Genomic DNA, 15,168 nt, shown 5'->3' with positions numbered 1-15,168 from the left:
CCGTAAACCATATGGTAGATATGGCGCATTTGGAAGCACTTGCGCGTCCAGATTGTGGTTATTGTATCAGGGTGTTGCACGCATTTTTTCCACGTGTTGCGATTTGCAATCCGACTGCTGGCGTTCCCGCCTGTTTCCCTTTGGCACGATGCGAGAGCCGTCAGTCCTGTAGTTCAAGTTGGCTGCGGCAGGCCGAGATCACATCGCAGAGTTCATTCCTGTCGCCATGAAGCCGTTGCAAGGCCCCGGCCAGAACCAGCGCTTGCGCGTATTGGCGTTGGTTCAGCAGGTTTCGGGCCGCTGTCAGGTCTTGCGACCACAGGCTGTTTTGATCCGCATCGGGCCGGTTCAATTCCCCAGACGGGCCGCGCGGGGTTTGGGCGTGTCGCGGGGCCGGGGTGCCCACCGGATCAGCGCGAAGGGAGAGGCAAGACGTGGTCATCAGGGAACCTTTCTGAGGAAGACAAAAGCAAAGGTGACGCGAATGTCTTTCCAAAACCTAAACAGATATCGAATGGTTCCTGAAATATTTGAGCGTTGCGGGGGCGGGCGGAATTTACCGCCTTGGGCGGTGTCGCTGACCGGAAAATGACATCTTAAAATAGGGGCGGAGAAATGAAAAATGGCGCGCCCGAAAAGGACACGCCATCATTTGTTCGACAAAAGCAGAAGGGTTTAGAAGCCCAGACCTGCATATTTGTTCTTGAACTTGGACACGCGGCCGCCGGTGTCCATCAAACGGGATGTGCCGCCGTTCCATGCAGGGTGCACGGAGGGGTCAATATCCAACGAAAGCTGGTCGCCTTCTTTGCCGTAGGTCGATTTCATTTCCAAGATCGTACCGTCGGTCATTTTGACGTTGATCGTGTGGTATTCGGGGTGTGTATCGGCTTTCATGACAGCTCTCCTTACGCGTTCGCGCCAGATTTTGGCTTGTAATGGGCGTTCTCGACGATCCGTGCCGATTTACCACGACGGCTGCGCAAGTAGTACAGCTTGGCGCGACGAACGCGACCACGACGGACGACTTCGATGCTGTCGATGTTGGTGGAGTGCAGCGGGAATACGCGCTCTACGCCTTCACCAAAGGAAATCTTGCGCACGGTGAACGAACCGGCAATGCCGTGGCCGTTGTTGCGTGCAATGCAGACGCCTTCGTAGTTCTGAACGCGGGTACGTGTACCTTCGGTCACTTTAAAGCCCACGCGGATGGTGTCTCCGGCGCGGAAATCTGGGATCACTTTACCCAGTTCGGCGATTTGTTCCGCCTCGATCTGTGCAATCAGGTTCATCTGATCGTCTCCTATGAATGCTCGCGGTTAGTCCACGAAGTTTTGCGCGATCCCATAGCTTCGGTCTGTCTGGCGGGCCTGCCGTGGCAGCCCATCGAAGATAGCATCGTCTTTGCTTTGGATTTCTGCGAAAGCAGAAAAGGCTGGAGCCGCGAAAGCGATTCCAGACTTAGGCGTCGTATAGGTCGGATGCCCCGCTGGATCAAGAGGGTATCACCGCCTAACGTCGTCGCCTTTCAGGTGGTGAAATACGGGGCCAGATTGCTGCGTACGCGGTCCAATACGGTGTCGCCATCCATGTTGGGCACAAACTTCTGGCCGGTGATCGCCTCATAGGCGTCGATATAAACCTGAGACGTCGCCGCGATCAGTTCTGCCGGAATTTCGGGAATGTCATCCTTGTAGGGATCGCAGCGGGCATCGACCCAGGACCGGATCACGTCCTTGTCAAAAGACGGGGGGCGGGTGCCGTTTTCCAGTGCCGCCTGATAGCCGTCCGCCAACCAGAACCGCGAGCTGTCGGGGGTGTGAATCTCATCGGCCAGCAGGATATTCCCGTCTGCATCGGTGCCGAATTCATATTTGGTATCGACCAGGATCAGACCATTCTTGGCTGCCATTTCCTGACCGCGGGCAAACAGGCGCAGCGCGATATCGCTGATCTGGTCCCATTGCGCCTGGGTCAGCAGGCCCTGTTCAACGATTTCGGTCTCGGTCAGCGGGGCGTCATGGCCGCCGTCGAATTCTTTGGAGGTGGGGGTGATGATCGGGTGGGGCAGCGCCTGGTTGTCGCGCAGACCATCGGGGAAGCTGTGGCCGTACATCTGGCGTTCGCCCTTTTTGTAGAGCGTCAGAACGGATGTGCCGGTGGAACCCGCAAGATAGCCACGCACGACAATTTCGACCGGCAGGATGGTCAGGCGTTTGCCGATCACCACGTTGGGGTCGGGATATTCCAACACATGGTTGGGGCAGATGTCGGCGGTGCGATCAAACCAGAACCGTGCGGTTTGGGTCAGAACCTGACCCTTGAACGGGATCGCCGTCAGGATGCGGTCGAATGCCGATATCCGGTCGGAGGAAATCAGGATGCGGCGACCGTCTGGCAGATCATAGCAATCACGCACCTTGCCGAAATAGGGGTTCGGAAGTTCGTCAATGCGGGCGTGGTCAAGGGTGCGGGTCAGGTCTGTCATGATTTGCCTTTTGGTTTTGGCGTGTATTTTGCCCACATATCAGGGCGGCGCTGCTGTGTCAGCAGCTCGCCTTGGGCAAGCCGCCATTTGGCGATTTCGCCGTGGTTGCCCGACATCAGGACGGGCGGTATCTCGCGGCCCTTCCATTCGGCGGGGCGGGTGTATTGCGGGTGTTCCAGCAGGCCGGAGGAGTGGCTTTCCTCGACCGTGCTATCGGCATTTCCCAGCACGCCGGGCAGCAGGCGCACGGTGGCGTCGATCATCGCCTGCGCGGCGAGTTCACCACCGGTCATCACAAAATCACCCAAGGACACTTCGGTAATGCCGTAATGTTCGATCACACGTTCGTCGACGCCCTCGAACCGGCCGCACAGCATGGTCACGCCTGAACAGGTGGCAAGATCGGCGGCCATCGCCTGATCAAAACGCCGTCCGCGCGGCGACATGTACAGGATCGGCCAACGCCCTGCGGCCCCGGCCATCGCCGCTTCGATTGCGGGGCCAACCACATCGGCGCGCATGACCATGCCGGCACCGCCGCCTGCGGGCGTATCATCGACATTGCGGTGTTTGCCGATGCCATAGTCGCGCAGATCGTGGGTGCGCAGCTGCCATTTGCCTTCTTGCAGGGCGCGGCCCGTCAGGCTGGCCCCCAGCACACCGGGAAAGAGTTCGGGAAACAAGGTCACGATTTCAGCCCGCCAGACGCCGGCATAGTCGGGCGTGTCCTGCATCAATTCGCGTGGTTTCAGTGTCGGGCGTACCGATTGGCGACCGTGGGAACGGGCCTGCCTGGGGCGATCGGGGTCGGTCGTCTTGTCCGGCGGTGTTGTCATGTCACATTGGCCTTTTCCAGAATGGCCTTTTTGGTGGCCATGCGGTTTTCGGGGTCTTTGACAGTTCTGTTGACGTCGAGCAAGGCCAACAAGGTTTCCATGTCGGGCCGGATATTCTGGGCAGGCGCGGGCTGCAGGCTGTCGCGCAGGTCTTGGGGGATGTCGCACAGATCAAGCAGCGGGTCGGCGGGGCCAAGCGGACGGTGCTTGCTGTCTTCGATGGCGCAGTGATGGGTCGGGCAGGGGACGCGGCTGGCGATTTCATTAACCATGAAGTCCAGATCGCCGGCAGCGTGGTACTTTTCAACAAACGCCTCAAGGTCCAGCGTCATGGAGGATGATTTCACATGCTGCCAATAGGCCGAGACCAGCCAGTCTGCGGGCTTGCGGGTGGACAGGTAAATCTGGATGTCCGCTGCGGGAAACTTGGCTTTTGCGATGGTCCAGAAACTGTACAGGATGATCGGCATGGCACTGTAATCCATCAGATCGCCACGGCCGGGCAGGTGGCCGCCCAGTTCTTCGGACGTAATGATCAAGCTGCGGCGGGGCATTGCGGGTAAATCCTCCAGCAAGGCGTGAAACCGGGTTTCGGCCTTGATCAGGGTCAGCGGGTCGCGCCATGTCGAATAACCGCGCGTGGCGCTGATCAGCTCGCGCATTTGAGGGGGCAGGCGCAGGGCAACATGCCGCTTGAGCGCCGCACGGTTGGCGCGCAAGGTTGAGGTCAGGCTGGTCGTGCCGGTTTTGTGAAATCCGGTGTGCAGGATAATCCGGCGCGGCATCAGACGATTTCCCTGTTCAGTTTCAGACGTGCGGCGCAGGCGTCCTGATCGCTCAGGCCCGAGCGGTTGATGTCAAGCAACGCCGAAAGTTGCGCGGGCGAGGGTGCCCTGTTTGTGACGGGTGCTGGCGACAAGGCGCTGCGTTTGCTGTCGGGATAGTCTGCCAGATCCAGCAGGCTGTCCAGCATACCCAGTCTGGTTTTTGCGCAGTCCTCAAGCCGGATGCTGGCAAGACACGCCAAAGGCAGCGCGGCAGTGCAGTCCGTGACCACTTGGGTCAGGTTTGAAGAGGGTCTGAACGTTTCGACATAATCCTGTTTGTCCAGCTTCATACGAGAGGCGCGCAGATGTTGGGCATAACAACTTTCCAGCCAATCTTCAGGGCTGCGCGTCGAAAAGAGGAAGGTTAGTTTTGCGTCGGGGCGCGTTTGCGCAAATGCGGTGCAAATTGCTGTCAGCAGATCGGGGGCTGCGCGGTAATCCTGCACGCCATTGCGGCCGGGGATATAGCCACACAGGCTTTCCGAGCTGAGGATGAGTGTGCGGGGGGCCGGATTGATCTGTTCGGCGATCAAGGCGGCCTCGTAGAGGACCAGGCCCAGATCAAGGTCAGTGCGGCTGGCGGAATAGCCCTTGGCGGCACCCGACAGGCCGGGAATATCCTGATCCAGAAAAATCCGGATATCCGGGGCAAGGGTGTCGCGGTTCGCCCTGAGGGAGGCTTGCAAGGTGGAGGTGCCGGTTTTGTGAAACCCCGGATGTACGATGACCTGCGTCACGCGCGATAGGCCCGTATCGGGCAGAAACATGCAGAACGGTTAGTCAGCCTTGGCATCGGGGAGTATCCCGTCGGGGGGATCGGCGATGATCCGACCGGAGGCGAGATCGACCGTCGGCACCGCCGCCTTGGTGAACGGCAGGAACACAGTGGCCGAAGTGCCCGCGAGCTGCGTTTCCAGCAGATCATCCGCGCCGTGGTTCTGGACGGTTTTGACCTTGCCGATCAAGGTGCCGCCGGTGTCGAACACCTCAAGCCCGATCAGATCGGCGTGATAGAATTCATCATCGGGCAACGAGGGCAGCTGGTCGCGGTCCGCATAAAGCACGGTGCCGCGCAGGGCGTCCGCTTCCTCCTTGGAGGTGACATCGGTGATGCGGGCAACAAAGCCGTTCTTGATCGGGCGCACAAGGGCGATTGCAAAGCTGCGTTTGCCGTCTTCGGATGTCAGGGGGCTGTAGTTTTCGATGTCTTCGGGAACCGCGCAATAGCTTTTGATGCGCAATTCGCCGCGTACACCGTAAGATCCGGCAATCGCACCGACTGATACTTTTTCGCTCATTGCAGTAACTCCGAATCCAGACAGATTGTGCCGGTCCATTGGCCTTCGCCGGCCGTGCATTCGCTTTTCATCAACATGCGTTCAAACCAGATGCCAATGGCGATACCTATGCCAAGAACAAGAACGAGACGCAGCAATCGGAACATGATCGGCTTTCGGGTCGGGGACAACGTCAGGACGCGGTCGGTAATGGAATGATGGTAAAGTACATCGGACCGGCAGGATTGGCAAAGGAATGCTGACTGTCAAATATACCTGTTGGATCCCGGCGCAGCGAAAACCGCGCCGGGAAACCGTTTGATTATTCTGCTGCTGCTTCGTCTGCGGCAGGTGCTTCGGCCGGTGCTGCTGCGGCTTCTGCTGCGGCGGCTGCCTTGGCGGCTTTCTCTTCGACGCGCGCTGTGGCTTTCTTGCCCGGTGCACCCTTCTTGGGGTTGCTGCGCTCTGTCTTTGGGGTAACGCCAGCGGCTTCCAACATGCGTGCAACACGGTCTGTTGGCTGTGCGCCCTTGCTCATCCAGTACTGAACGCGCTCGACGTTCATTGTCACGCGATCTTCGCTGTCTTTGGCCAGCAACGGGTTGTATGTGCCCAGCTTTTCAATGAAGCGGCCATCACGTGGCATGCGGCTGTCGGCAGCAACGATGCGGTAGAAAGGGCGCTTTTTGGAACCGCCACGGGCGAGACGAATTTTCATGGACATGATGTGTTTCCTTTAGGGTTAGGCGTGGTGGGGTGAACCCCACCCTACGATTGGTGGCTTTTGTGGTGCTGAATGACTTCAGCGATGATGAAGTTCAGAAACTTCTTGGCAAATTCGGGATCGAGGTCAGCCTCTTTCGCCAAATCTTCGAGCCGGGCAATCTGGTTCGCTTCGCGATCCGGATCGGACGGGGGAAGGTCGTGTTCGGCTTTGAGTTTCCCCACAGCCTGGGTGTGTTTGAACCGCTCGCCCAAGGTATAGACGAGGATGGCATCAAGCCGGTCGATGCTGGCGCGGTGGCCTTTGAGGATTTCCGCAGCGCGGGTCACGGCGTCGGTCATACGGTGGCCTTTTTCGTTAGGATGCGGGCGCGCTGGCGCGCGACGACATTCTTGGCGCAGGGGGCAAGGTGAGCCAGCCCGCGCGGCGGTGTGGGTGTTGCGAGGGCGGGATGCCTCCGGCGGGAGTTTATTTGGCAAAACGAAATCGGGGTCATTTCTTTTTCCCGAAGCCGGACAGCCCGCCGGGCAGGCCCATGCCGCCGCCCATGCCGGGCAGTTTGCCGCCCATTTGTCTGGCTGCGGCTTCGAGGGCTTTTGGGTCCATGCCCTGGGCCATTGCGGCCGGGTCCATGCCGCCCTTGCCGCCCATCATGCCTTTCATGGCCTGTTTGAGCATGCCGCCTTTGCCCATTTTGCCCATCTTTTTCATCATGTCGCCCATCTGGCGCTGCATCTTCATCAGTTTGTTCAGTTCGGAGACTTCGAGGCCGGCACCTTTGGCGATCCGTTTCTTGCGGCTGGCTTGCAGCAGCGCGGGGTTGGCGCGTTCCTTTTTGGTCATCGACTGGATCAGGGCGATCTGGTGTTTGAGGACCTTGTCGTCAAAGCCGGCTTCTTCGACCTGTTTGGCCATTTTACCCATGCCGGGCATCATGCCCATCATGCCTTGCATGCCGCCCATCTTGAGCATCTGTTCGAGCTGCATTTTCAGGTCGTTCATATTGAACTGACCTTTGGCCATGCGGCGCATCATCTTTTCGGCTTGTTCGGCCTCGATGGTTTCCTGCGCCTTTTCGACGAGGGCGACGATGTCACCCATGCCAAGGATGCGGCCCGCGATGCGTTCGGGTTCAAAGGTTTCGAGCGCGTCCATCTTTTCGCCAAGGCCGACGAATTTGATCGGCTTGCCGGTGACCGCGCGCATGGACAGGGCTGCACCGCCGCGACCGTCACCGTCCATACGCGTCAGCACGACGCCGGAAATGCCGATGCGGTCGTTGAAGTTTTCAGCCGTTTGCACGGCGTCCTGACCGGTCAGGCCATCGACCACCAGCAGGGTTTCGCGCGGGTTGGCAACGTCACGGACGGCTTCGACCTGTTGCATCAGTTCTTCGTCGATGGACAAACGGCCAGCGGTGTCGAGCATGTAGACGTCGTAGCCGCCCATTGCGGCTTGGGTCTTGGCGCGTTTGGCGATCTGGACGGGGTTTTCACCCTTGACGATGGGCAGGGTGTCGACGCCGATTTGCACGCCGAGGATCGCAAGCTGTTCCATCGCGGCGGGGCGGTTGACGTCAAGCGATGCCATCAGCACGCGCTTGCCGTCGCGGTCCTTGAGACGTTTCGCCAGTTTCGCGGTCGTGGTGGTTTTACCGGAGCCTTGCAGGCCGACCATCAGGATCGGGGCGGGGGCATTGTCGATTTTCAGCGCACCGGGTTCGCCTTCGCCGCGCAGCACATCGATCAGGGTGTCATGGACGATTTTGACGACCTGCTGGCCGGGGGTGATCGATTTGGTGACCGCCTGACCTGTGGCCTTGTCCTGGACGGCTTTGACGAAATCACGGGCGACGGGCAGGGAAACGTCTGCCTCAAGCAGGGCGACGCGGACTTCGCGCAGGGCGGTTTTGACGTCTTCTTCGGACAGCGCACCTTGTTTGGTGAGGCGGTCAAAGACGCCGGAAAGGCGTTCGGATAGGTTCTCAAACATGGGCCATGGCCCCCTTCGGTCGGTTGCGGATGATCCTAATCTAGGAAGCCCGCGTTAAATACACAAATGCCCCCACGGGCGTAACACGCTGGTGGGGGGCGATCTCTGGCCGCGCCAGAGACCGGAAGGCATAGTGCTTCCGGGATTTGTGGGTCGTTTAAGTGAGGGGCGGGTTTGAGTCAACCCGCCCGTCGTTTTGGCTGGTCAGGCTGCTTTGGCGACCGGAGCCAGCCCGTCGATGGCGTTATTGGCGCGCTCGATCGTGCCTTCGGGGTCTTTGGCCAATGCGTCGGCGGATACGATTGTAACGTCGGTCATCCCCATAAAGCCAAGCACAGCCTTCAGGTAGCCGGTGTTGAAATCCGCCTCGGAGCCGGCGGGAACGCCACCCGATGCCATGGCGATGATCACGCGTTTGCCTTTGACCAGACCTTCGGGGCCGGTTTCGGTGTAGCGGAATGTAACGCCCACACGTGCGACCAGATCAATCCAGGCTTTCAGGGATGCAGGCACGCTGAAGTTATAGAGGGGGGCACCGATGACGATGGTATCTGCGGCCAGCAGTTCGGCCACCAGTTTGTCGGATTCGGCCAGCGCCTCGATCTGTTCGGCGGAGCGGTCGGCCTCGGGGGTGACACGCGCGACCGCCCAGGTCTGGGTGATTTGTGGCAGCGGTTCATGGGCAAGGTCGCGGACGGTCACATCACTATCGCCCAGTTTGGCGACAATACGGTCCGTCAGGGCGCGGGTCACGGAATCGGTGGTGTTGGCAGATGAATCGATACGCAAGATAGACATGGGAGGAGGTCCTTTATTAGGAATTTGATTGACACCTGTTAAATGCGCCTTGCACGGGCGAACACAACTTGCGAAAATGCGGGTGAAGTGTTCGAATTTGCACATAAATCCGGATTGAACGGGGTGGCGTGATGGATAACTGGGACGAGATCAAGACCGCCTATCAGGTGGCGCGCATGGGCACTGTCAGTGGGGCTGCCGAGGTTCTGGGCGTGCATCATGCGACGGTGATCCGTCATATTGATGCGTTGGAATCGCGGCTGGCGGTCAAGTTGTTCCAGCGCCATGCCCGCGGGTACAAAGCGACCGAGGCAGGCGAAGACCTGTTGCGGGTGGCAGAGGCGACCAATGACCAGTTCAGCCAGCTTGCCAGCCGGATCAAAGGGCGGGGCGAGAACGTATCGGGTGAGTTGGTGATCACATCCCTGCTTGAGATTGTGGGTTGGGTGACGCCCTTGCTGGTTGCCTTTCAAAAGAAGAACCCGGATATCTCCATTCGTTTTCTGACCGGCGAACGCTTGTTCCGCCTTGAATACGGCGAGGCCCATGTCGCGATCCGTGCGGGCAATGTGCCAGAGCAGCCGGACAATGTTGTGCAGCCCTTCAAGACGCTAAAGGTCGGGCTGTTTGCCCACCGCAGCTATATCGAGAAATTCGGCAAGCCGTCCGGGGTCGAGGAGTATGGCAACCACCGGTTTGTCAGCCACGATGACATGCAGATGCGGGCACCGTTCTTTAAGTGGATGCAGGCGGTTGTTCCGAAAAGTGCGATGACCTTTCGCTGTCTGGATACCAATGCCCTGACCGAAGCCATTTTGAACGGTGCCGGGATCGGGTTCATGGGCTACGAGGACGGTCTGAAAAACCCTGACCTTGTCGAGATACATCCGCAGTTGTCTGAATGGGATTCGCCGCTTTGGCTGGTGAGCCATGTGGATTTGCACCGAACCCCCAAGGTGCAGGCGATTTTGAAGTTCCTGAAAGACAGTGCGAAGGGTGCCGCTTAATGAGGTCTGATCTTCAGGGGCATTTGGCGATGCTGACGTTTTCGGCCCTTGTTGCGGGGTCGTTTTCATTGGGGTCGATGTCGGCGAACATGATATCGCCTGCTGCGTTGAATGCGGCACGGTTCGTGATTGCGGGGGTTGTGATTGCAGTCGCGGTTGCCGCAACAACGGGGATCACCCGCGAGGCAGGCCGTGCGCCGTGGCGCTATGTGATTTTGGGCGGTTTGTTCGCTGTCTATTTCGTGCTGATGTTCGAGGGGCTAAAGACCGCCCGTCCGGTCAGTGCGGCAGCGGTGTTTACCCTGACGCCGATCATTGCCGCCGGTTTCGGCTGGCTGTTGTTACGGCAAAAGACCACGCTGCGGATGGCTATGGCGCTGGCGATCGGAGCAGTCGGGGCGCTTTGGGTGATCTTTCGCGCCGACCTTGCGGCCCTGCAAGGGTTCGAAGTCGGGCGCGGCGAGGCGGTGTATTTCGTGGGCTGCGTCAGTCACGCGCTTTATACGCCGATGGTGCGCAAGCTGAACAGGGGCGAACCGGCGGTGGTGTTCACGCTGGGCACCTTGATCGGTGGTGGGGCGTTATTGTTCATCTATGGTTGGCGGGACGTGTTGGGAACCGACTGGCTGGCGCTGCCGCTTATCGTCTGGATCACGATCTTTTACGTGGCTGTGGCCGCGTCCTCTGCCACCTTTGTTTTGCTTCAGTTTGCGTCGCTCAGGCTGCCCTCGGCCAAGGTGATGGCCTATACCTATCTGACGCCAAGCTGGGTGATCCTGTGGGAGATCGCATTGGGGAACGGTGCGCCGACACCGATCGTGTTCGGGGGCGTTTCGCTTACCATTCTTGCGCTATATCTTTTGCTGCGAAATGATGAGGTTATCGGCAAAAGTGATTAATAAACGCACAATCGCTGGAACCATTGTGCGCATTCCCGAGTTTGGATCACAGAAAGTTCATAAAGGAATGGTTAAATGCGTAGCATTATTTATCTAGTTGGTTTGGTTGTAGTTGTTCTTGCCATTTTGCGCTTTGCGTTCGGCATCATCTAACTACATCACGCCTGGCTCTTCCGTGTAATACCTCGTCATGGAAGAGCCAGTTAAACTACTTAAACTACTCCGGCTCTTCCCCGCTAGCGTCTGACGATCCCGTTTTGATCTCCGCTGCCAAGAATTTCTCAAAATCATCCAGATTTATCGGGTCAAACTGACCGAACCCCTGCATCCACACCGATGGCAGCTTTAGCGCCGAGGGTTCAAGTTTGCACCACTTCAGACGCCCGCGTTTTTCCTGTGCGATCAGGCCCGCCCGTTCCAGCACGATCAGGTGTTTCGAAATCGCGGCCAACGACATGTCGAATGGTTCGGCTACGTCCGTTACCGCCATGTCGTCCTCAAGAAGCATGGATAGGATCGCCCGACGGGTCGGGTCGGCCAGGGCGGCAAAGATTGCGTCTAACAGGGCGGACATCTGATTTGGGTACTTCTGTTCAGGGGCGGGAATGGTGTTGGCTATCCATAGCGGATCGTATCCTCAACCAAAAGGTTGAATAATAAACGGGCGCGTTTGCAGGGGTTCTGGATACCGTGATTGACGATTTGTCGCAGCTTTCGAAATGCCAAATCGTTCAAAATCAACGGGTTAATTCGATTTGGTAACCTGTTGACTCGGATGGGTAGTGAAAGTAGCTAAGCACCAACACATCCAAAGGGATATTTGGCGTGACCGATCCGGACCAACAGCAGCGACTAGAGCAGCTTGAGGCAAAGATTGCAGCGGCAAAGAAGGCTCAAGAGCCGAAACCCCGAGTAGATGAACATTATTCTCAGGCATCGCTTGCCTGGCGGATGGTGATTGAACTTTGCGCCGGTCTTGGGATCGGTTTTGGCATCGGATACACGTTGGACTGGTTCTTTGGAACGCTCCCGTTGTTTATGGTGCTGTTTGTGATGCTGGGCCTTGCGGCCGGGGTAAAGACGATGCTCCGCTCTGCGCAGGAAATCCAGGAAAAGAAGATGGCCGAAACGGTCGAAGAAGATAAAGGGCCCTGACATGGCGGCAGAAGCACACGGCGAAGAAGCGGGCGGCTTGGTTTTCCACCCGATGGATCAGTTCATCGTTAAGCCGTTCTTCGGCGACGGCGCTGTTTCTTGGTACACAATCACCAACGCAACCGTCTGGATGGCACTGGCCGTTCTTGCAGTGTTTGCCTTGCTGGTTCTGGGCACCTCCAAGCGGTCGGTTGTTCCAACGCGGATGCAGTCGGTAGGCGAACTTGCTTACGGCTTTATCTACAAGATGGTCGAAGACATCTGTGGCAAAGACGGGGTCAAATATTTCCCCTACATCATGACCTTGTTCATGTTCATCGTCTTTTCCAACTTCCTTGGCCTGCTGCCAATGGCCTTCACGCCAACGTCGCATATCGCAGTTACCGCGGTCATGGCCTTTGCAGTATTCTTTGGTGTCACCATCCTTGGTTTCGTCAAGAACGGCGCTTCGTTCCTGAGCCTGTTCTGGGTCTCCAGCGCACCGCTCGCGTTGCGCCCCATTCTGGCACTGATCGAAATCATCTCGTATTTCGTGCGCCCCGTCAGCCACTCCATTCGTTTGGCGGGTAACATGATGGCCGGTCACGCTGTGATCAAGGTTTTCGCCGGCTTTGCCGCGATCGCTGCCATCGCACCGTTTTCCATCGTCGCGATCACCGCGATGTACGGTCTCGAAATCCTGGTGTCCTTTATCCAGGCCTACGTGTTCACCATCTTGACGTGTGTCTATCTGAAAGACGCGCTTCATCCGCATCACTAACAACGGGCGTGGGTCATTCTGACCTGCCCCACTTCATCACCTCAATTCCATCGTAAGGAGAATTCTCATGGAAGGCGATATCGTACAAATGGGCGCATACATTGGCGCGGGTCTGGCATGCATGGGCATGGGCGGCGCGGCAGTCGGTGTGGGCAACGTCGCAGGCAACTACCTTGCCGGCGCACTTCGCAACCCTTCGGCAGCTGCTGGTCAGACTGCAACACTGTTCATCGGCATCGCGTTTGCAGAAGCCCTGGGGATCTTCTCGTTCCTCGTTGCTCTGCTGTTGATGTTCGCCGTTTAAGCGTCAGACTGACACTTCCTTACGCTTCGGGCAGCGCGTTACGGCGCGCTGCCCAAGGGATTTGAACGTTTTGACAGGAGGCCATAATGGCAACTGAACCACTTGATATGGAAGTCGCTGGCACATGCGTTAGCGAATTCGGCGGTGCCATTGGCATGCCCCAACTTTGCGGCGAATGGTTCGGCAACCAGATCTTCTGGCTGGTCGTAGCACTTGTTGCGATTTACTTCATTCTGTCCCGCATTGCTTTGCCACGCATCGGTTCTGTTCTGGCTGAACGCCAGGGCACGATCACCAATGACATCGCTGCTGCCGAAGACCTCAAGGTCAAGGCAACAGAGGCAGAAGCAGCTTATGACAAGGCCCTGATCGATGCCCGCGCAGAAGCGCAGCGTATCATCTCAGCCGCCAAAGCAGACATTCAAGCCGATCTCGACAAAGCGATTGTGACAGCAGACGCAGAGATTGCCGCGAAAGCTGCTGAATCCGAAAAAGCGATCTCCGAAATTCGCGCAGGTGCGATGCAGAACGTCGAAGAGGTGGCGAAAGACACCGCTCAGGCGATTGTTGCAGCCTTGGGTGGTTCCGCAGATGCGAAAACTGTTTCCGCGGCCGTCGAAGCCCGGATGAAAGGATAAGCCATGCGTTTGACTTTCTCAGCTTTGATTGCAGGTTTGGTGGCATCACCGGCTTTTGCAGCGGGCGACGTTTTCTTTTCGCTGAAAAACACAGATTTTATCGTGTTGTTGGCCTTCATCCTGTTCATCGGCGTTTTGTTCTATTTCAAAGTGCCATCCTTGCTGTCGGGCATGCTCGACAAGCGGGCTGACGGGATCAAGTCGGAACTGGAGGAGGCACGTGCCCTTCGCGAAGAAGCGCAGACGCTTCTGGCCAGCTACGAGCGCAAGCAACAAGAAGTAAAAGATCAGGCCGACCGGATCGTGACGGCTGCCAAAGCAGAAGCAACCGAAGCTGCCGCACAAGCCCGCGCTGACCTGGAGAAATCCATCGTACGCCGGTTGGCTGCTGCCGAAGAACAGATCGAATCTGCTCAGGCTGCTGCCGTGAAAGAAGTACGCGACCAAGCCATCGTGATCGCAATCGCCGCTGCCAAGGATGTCATCGCCAAGAAGATGACTGCCGCAGAAGGCAATGCCCTGATCGACAGCGCCATCGCGGATGTAGATGCAAAGCTGCACTAAGCTTTTCACTCCTGACGAAAAGGCCTCGGAGTTTCTCCGGGGCCTTTTTTCGTTTCCGGACGTCTCGTTCTTAATCAGTCTTGCTGCGTTTCGTGCTGCAGGCGTTGGTGTGCGACGACTTCGTTGCGCTCGGCGCGTTGCTGGTCCCGCAGGGCGTTTTCGACATAGTTCAAATGCGCCTCCACGGCCATCCGCGCGCCTGCCGGATCGCGTGCTTGCAGGGCGTCATTGATGCTGCGGTGCTGGTCCAGCAGGGCCGAACGTGTGGTCCGCTGTTTGAACATCACCTGGCGGTTGTAAAATACGCCGCCCTGCAACAGGTCGTACATCGACCGCATCATATGCAGCATCACGACATTATGGCTCGCCTCGATAATCGCCATGTGGAACTGCGCATCCAGTTGCGCCTCGTCCTCGTTCGCCCGCTTGTCTTGGGCCGCCTCCATCTTGCTGAAAATCGTATCTACAACTTTCAGGTCGGTGTCTGATGCCAAACGCGCTGCGCGCTCTGCCGCCAGCCCTTCCATATCGCGGCGGAATGACAGATAGTCGAACACGGCCTCGTCATGACGGGCAAACAGTTCGATCAGGGGCGGTGAAAAGGCCCCGCCCAGCACATCGGCCACATAGACCCCCGCGCCAGGCTTGGCGGTCAAAAGCCCCGACTGTTCAAGCTGCGCAATCGCATCGCGCAACGAGGGGCGCGACACGTCAAGGCGCTTGGCCAATTCGCGTTCGGCAGGCAGGCGTTCCCCCGGGCGCAGGATCCCGCGCAAGATCAGTTGCTCTACCTGCCGGACCACAGCATGTGACAGCTTTTCAGATGATACGGGTTTAAATGGCATTGGGTCCCTCTTGAATTGGTCAAAATATATGACCACGAGCAGGTGGCGGCAATG

At 58.0% G+C, this 15,168-nt stretch carries 21 protein-coding genes; 7 read left to right on the top strand and 14 right to left on the bottom strand.

Features of this window, described 5'->3' with window-relative positions:
• Window positions 1-160 precede the first annotated feature (160 nt).
• The 12 genes from HGT1_RS14945 to HGT1_RS14890 form a co-directional block, all read right to left on the bottom strand.
• On the bottom strand, window positions 161-442 hold the full coding sequence (locus HGT1_RS14945) for a hypothetical protein (RefSeq protein WP_176250742.1): 282 nt from the start codon (window positions 440-442) through the stop codon (window positions 161-163).
• 233 nt (window positions 443-675) lie between these two features.
• Window positions 676-897 (bottom strand): 50S ribosomal protein L31, encoded by a 222-nt coding sequence (rpmE, locus tag HGT1_RS14940; protein ID WP_093731702.1) that lies wholly within the window; start codon window positions 895-897, stop codon window positions 676-678.
• Between the two features lie 11 nt (window positions 898-908).
• Window positions 909-1,292, bottom strand: a complete 384-nt coding sequence (gene rplS / locus HGT1_RS14935; RefSeq protein WP_176250741.1) for a 50S ribosomal protein L19 — start codon at window positions 1,290-1,292, stop codon at window positions 909-911.
• A 236-nt stretch (window positions 1,293-1,528) separates the two neighbouring features.
• On the bottom strand, window positions 1,529-2,488 hold the full coding sequence (locus HGT1_RS14930; protein WP_176250740.1) for a phosphoribosylaminoimidazolesuccinocarboxamide synthase: 960 nt from the start codon (window positions 2,486-2,488) through the stop codon (window positions 1,529-1,531).
• Complete coding sequence (trmD, locus tag HGT1_RS14925) at window positions 2,485-3,324, bottom strand: tRNA (guanosine(37)-N1)-methyltransferase TrmD (RefSeq protein WP_176250739.1); 840 nt, start codon at window positions 3,322-3,324, stop codon at window positions 2,485-2,487. The genes HGT1_RS14930 and trmD overlap by 4 nt, the downstream gene beginning before the upstream one ends.
• The gene (locus tag HGT1_RS14920) at window positions 3,321-4,109 is read right to left on the bottom strand and encodes a hypothetical protein (protein WP_176250738.1); all 789 of its coding nucleotides are present in this window, start codon (window positions 4,107-4,109) and stop codon (window positions 3,321-3,323) included. Before HGT1_RS14920 ends, trmD begins: the two co-directional genes overlap by 4 nt.
• Complete coding sequence (locus HGT1_RS14915; RefSeq protein ID WP_176250737.1) at window positions 4,109-4,918, bottom strand: hypothetical protein; 810 nt, start codon at window positions 4,916-4,918, stop codon at window positions 4,109-4,111. Before HGT1_RS14915 ends, HGT1_RS14920 begins: the two co-directional genes overlap by 1 nt.
• A 9-nt stretch (window positions 4,919-4,927) precedes the next feature.
• On the bottom strand, window positions 4,928-5,449 hold the full coding sequence (gene rimM / locus HGT1_RS14910) for a ribosome maturation factor RimM (RefSeq protein WP_176250736.1): 522 nt from the start codon (window positions 5,447-5,449) through the stop codon (window positions 4,928-4,930).
• Window positions 5,450-5,750: 301 nt separating this feature from the next.
• On the bottom strand, window positions 5,751-6,152 hold the full coding sequence (rpsP, locus tag HGT1_RS14905) for a 30S ribosomal protein S16 (protein WP_176250735.1): 402 nt from the start codon (window positions 6,150-6,152) through the stop codon (window positions 5,751-5,753).
• 44 nt (window positions 6,153-6,196) lie between these two features.
• A complete protein-coding gene (locus HGT1_RS14900; protein ID WP_176250734.1) occupies window positions 6,197-6,493 on the bottom strand; it encodes a chorismate mutase in 297 nt (98 codons plus the stop codon).
• 151 nt (window positions 6,494-6,644) lie between these two features.
• Window positions 6,645-8,144 (bottom strand): signal recognition particle protein, encoded by a 1,500-nt coding sequence (gene ffh, locus HGT1_RS14895; protein ID WP_176250733.1) that lies wholly within the window; start codon window positions 8,142-8,144, stop codon window positions 6,645-6,647.
• A 204-nt stretch (window positions 8,145-8,348) separates the two neighbouring features.
• Complete coding sequence (locus HGT1_RS14890) at window positions 8,349-8,942, bottom strand: FMN-dependent NADH-azoreductase (RefSeq protein WP_176250732.1); 594 nt, start codon at window positions 8,940-8,942, stop codon at window positions 8,349-8,351.
• A 131-nt stretch (window positions 8,943-9,073) separates the two neighbouring features.
• Here HGT1_RS14890 and HGT1_RS14885 point away from each other — a divergent pair, with 131 nt between their 5' ends.
• Both HGT1_RS14885 and HGT1_RS14880 read left to right on the top strand, forming a co-directional pair.
• Complete coding sequence (locus HGT1_RS14885) at window positions 9,074-9,949, top strand: LysR family transcriptional regulator (protein ID WP_176250731.1); 876 nt, start codon at window positions 9,074-9,076, stop codon at window positions 9,947-9,949.
• On the top strand, window positions 9,949-10,848 hold the full coding sequence (locus HGT1_RS14880) for a DMT family transporter (protein ID WP_176250730.1): 900 nt from the start codon (window positions 9,949-9,951) through the stop codon (window positions 10,846-10,848). Before HGT1_RS14885 ends, HGT1_RS14880 begins: the two co-directional genes overlap by 1 nt.
• Window positions 10,849-11,065: 217 nt before the next feature.
• Here HGT1_RS14880 and HGT1_RS14875 read toward each other — a convergent pair whose 3' ends face one another.
• A complete protein-coding gene (locus HGT1_RS14875; RefSeq protein ID WP_176250729.1) occupies window positions 11,066-11,422 on the bottom strand; it encodes a helix-turn-helix transcriptional regulator in 357 nt (118 codons plus the stop codon).
• 251 nt (window positions 11,423-11,673) lie between these two features.
• On the opposite strand from HGT1_RS14875, the gene HGT1_RS14870 reads away from it, so the two are divergent.
• From HGT1_RS14870 to HGT1_RS14850, 5 genes are all read left to right on the top strand, one after another.
• Entirely contained in the window at window positions 11,674-12,003 is a 330-nt protein-coding gene (locus HGT1_RS14870; protein ID WP_176250728.1) for an AtpZ/AtpI family protein, read from the top strand.
• A 1-nt stretch (window position 12,004) separates the two neighbouring features.
• Window positions 12,005-12,763, top strand: a complete 759-nt coding sequence (locus HGT1_RS14865) for a F0F1 ATP synthase subunit A (RefSeq protein ID WP_176250727.1) — start codon at window positions 12,005-12,007, stop codon at window positions 12,761-12,763.
• Between the two features lie 67 nt (window positions 12,764-12,830).
• Complete coding sequence (locus tag HGT1_RS14860) at window positions 12,831-13,067, top strand: F0F1 ATP synthase subunit C (RefSeq protein ID WP_008227326.1); 237 nt, start codon at window positions 12,831-12,833, stop codon at window positions 13,065-13,067.
• Between the two features lie 86 nt (window positions 13,068-13,153).
• Complete coding sequence (locus tag HGT1_RS14855; RefSeq protein WP_176250726.1) at window positions 13,154-13,705, top strand: F0F1 ATP synthase subunit B'; 552 nt, start codon at window positions 13,154-13,156, stop codon at window positions 13,703-13,705.
• Window positions 13,706-13,708: 3 nt separating this feature from the next.
• Window positions 13,709-14,269 (top strand): F0F1 ATP synthase subunit B, encoded by a 561-nt coding sequence (locus HGT1_RS14850; RefSeq protein WP_176250725.1) that lies wholly within the window; start codon window positions 13,709-13,711, stop codon window positions 14,267-14,269.
• Between the two features lie 74 nt (window positions 14,270-14,343).
• On the opposite strand, the gene HGT1_RS14845 is transcribed toward HGT1_RS14850, so the two are convergent.
• On the bottom strand, window positions 14,344-15,114 hold the full coding sequence (locus HGT1_RS14845; protein WP_176250724.1) for an FCD domain-containing protein: 771 nt from the start codon (window positions 15,112-15,114) through the stop codon (window positions 14,344-14,346).
• Window positions 15,115-15,168 lie beyond the last annotated feature (54 nt).

Source organism: Sulfitobacter sp. HGT1 (assembly GCF_013282155.1).
Classification (GTDB): Bacteria; Pseudomonadota; Alphaproteobacteria; order Rhodobacterales; family Rhodobacteraceae; genus Sulfitobacter.
The sequence above is the reverse complement of the archived record's forward strand: the minus strand, read 5'-3'. Positions and strand labels throughout refer to the sequence as shown.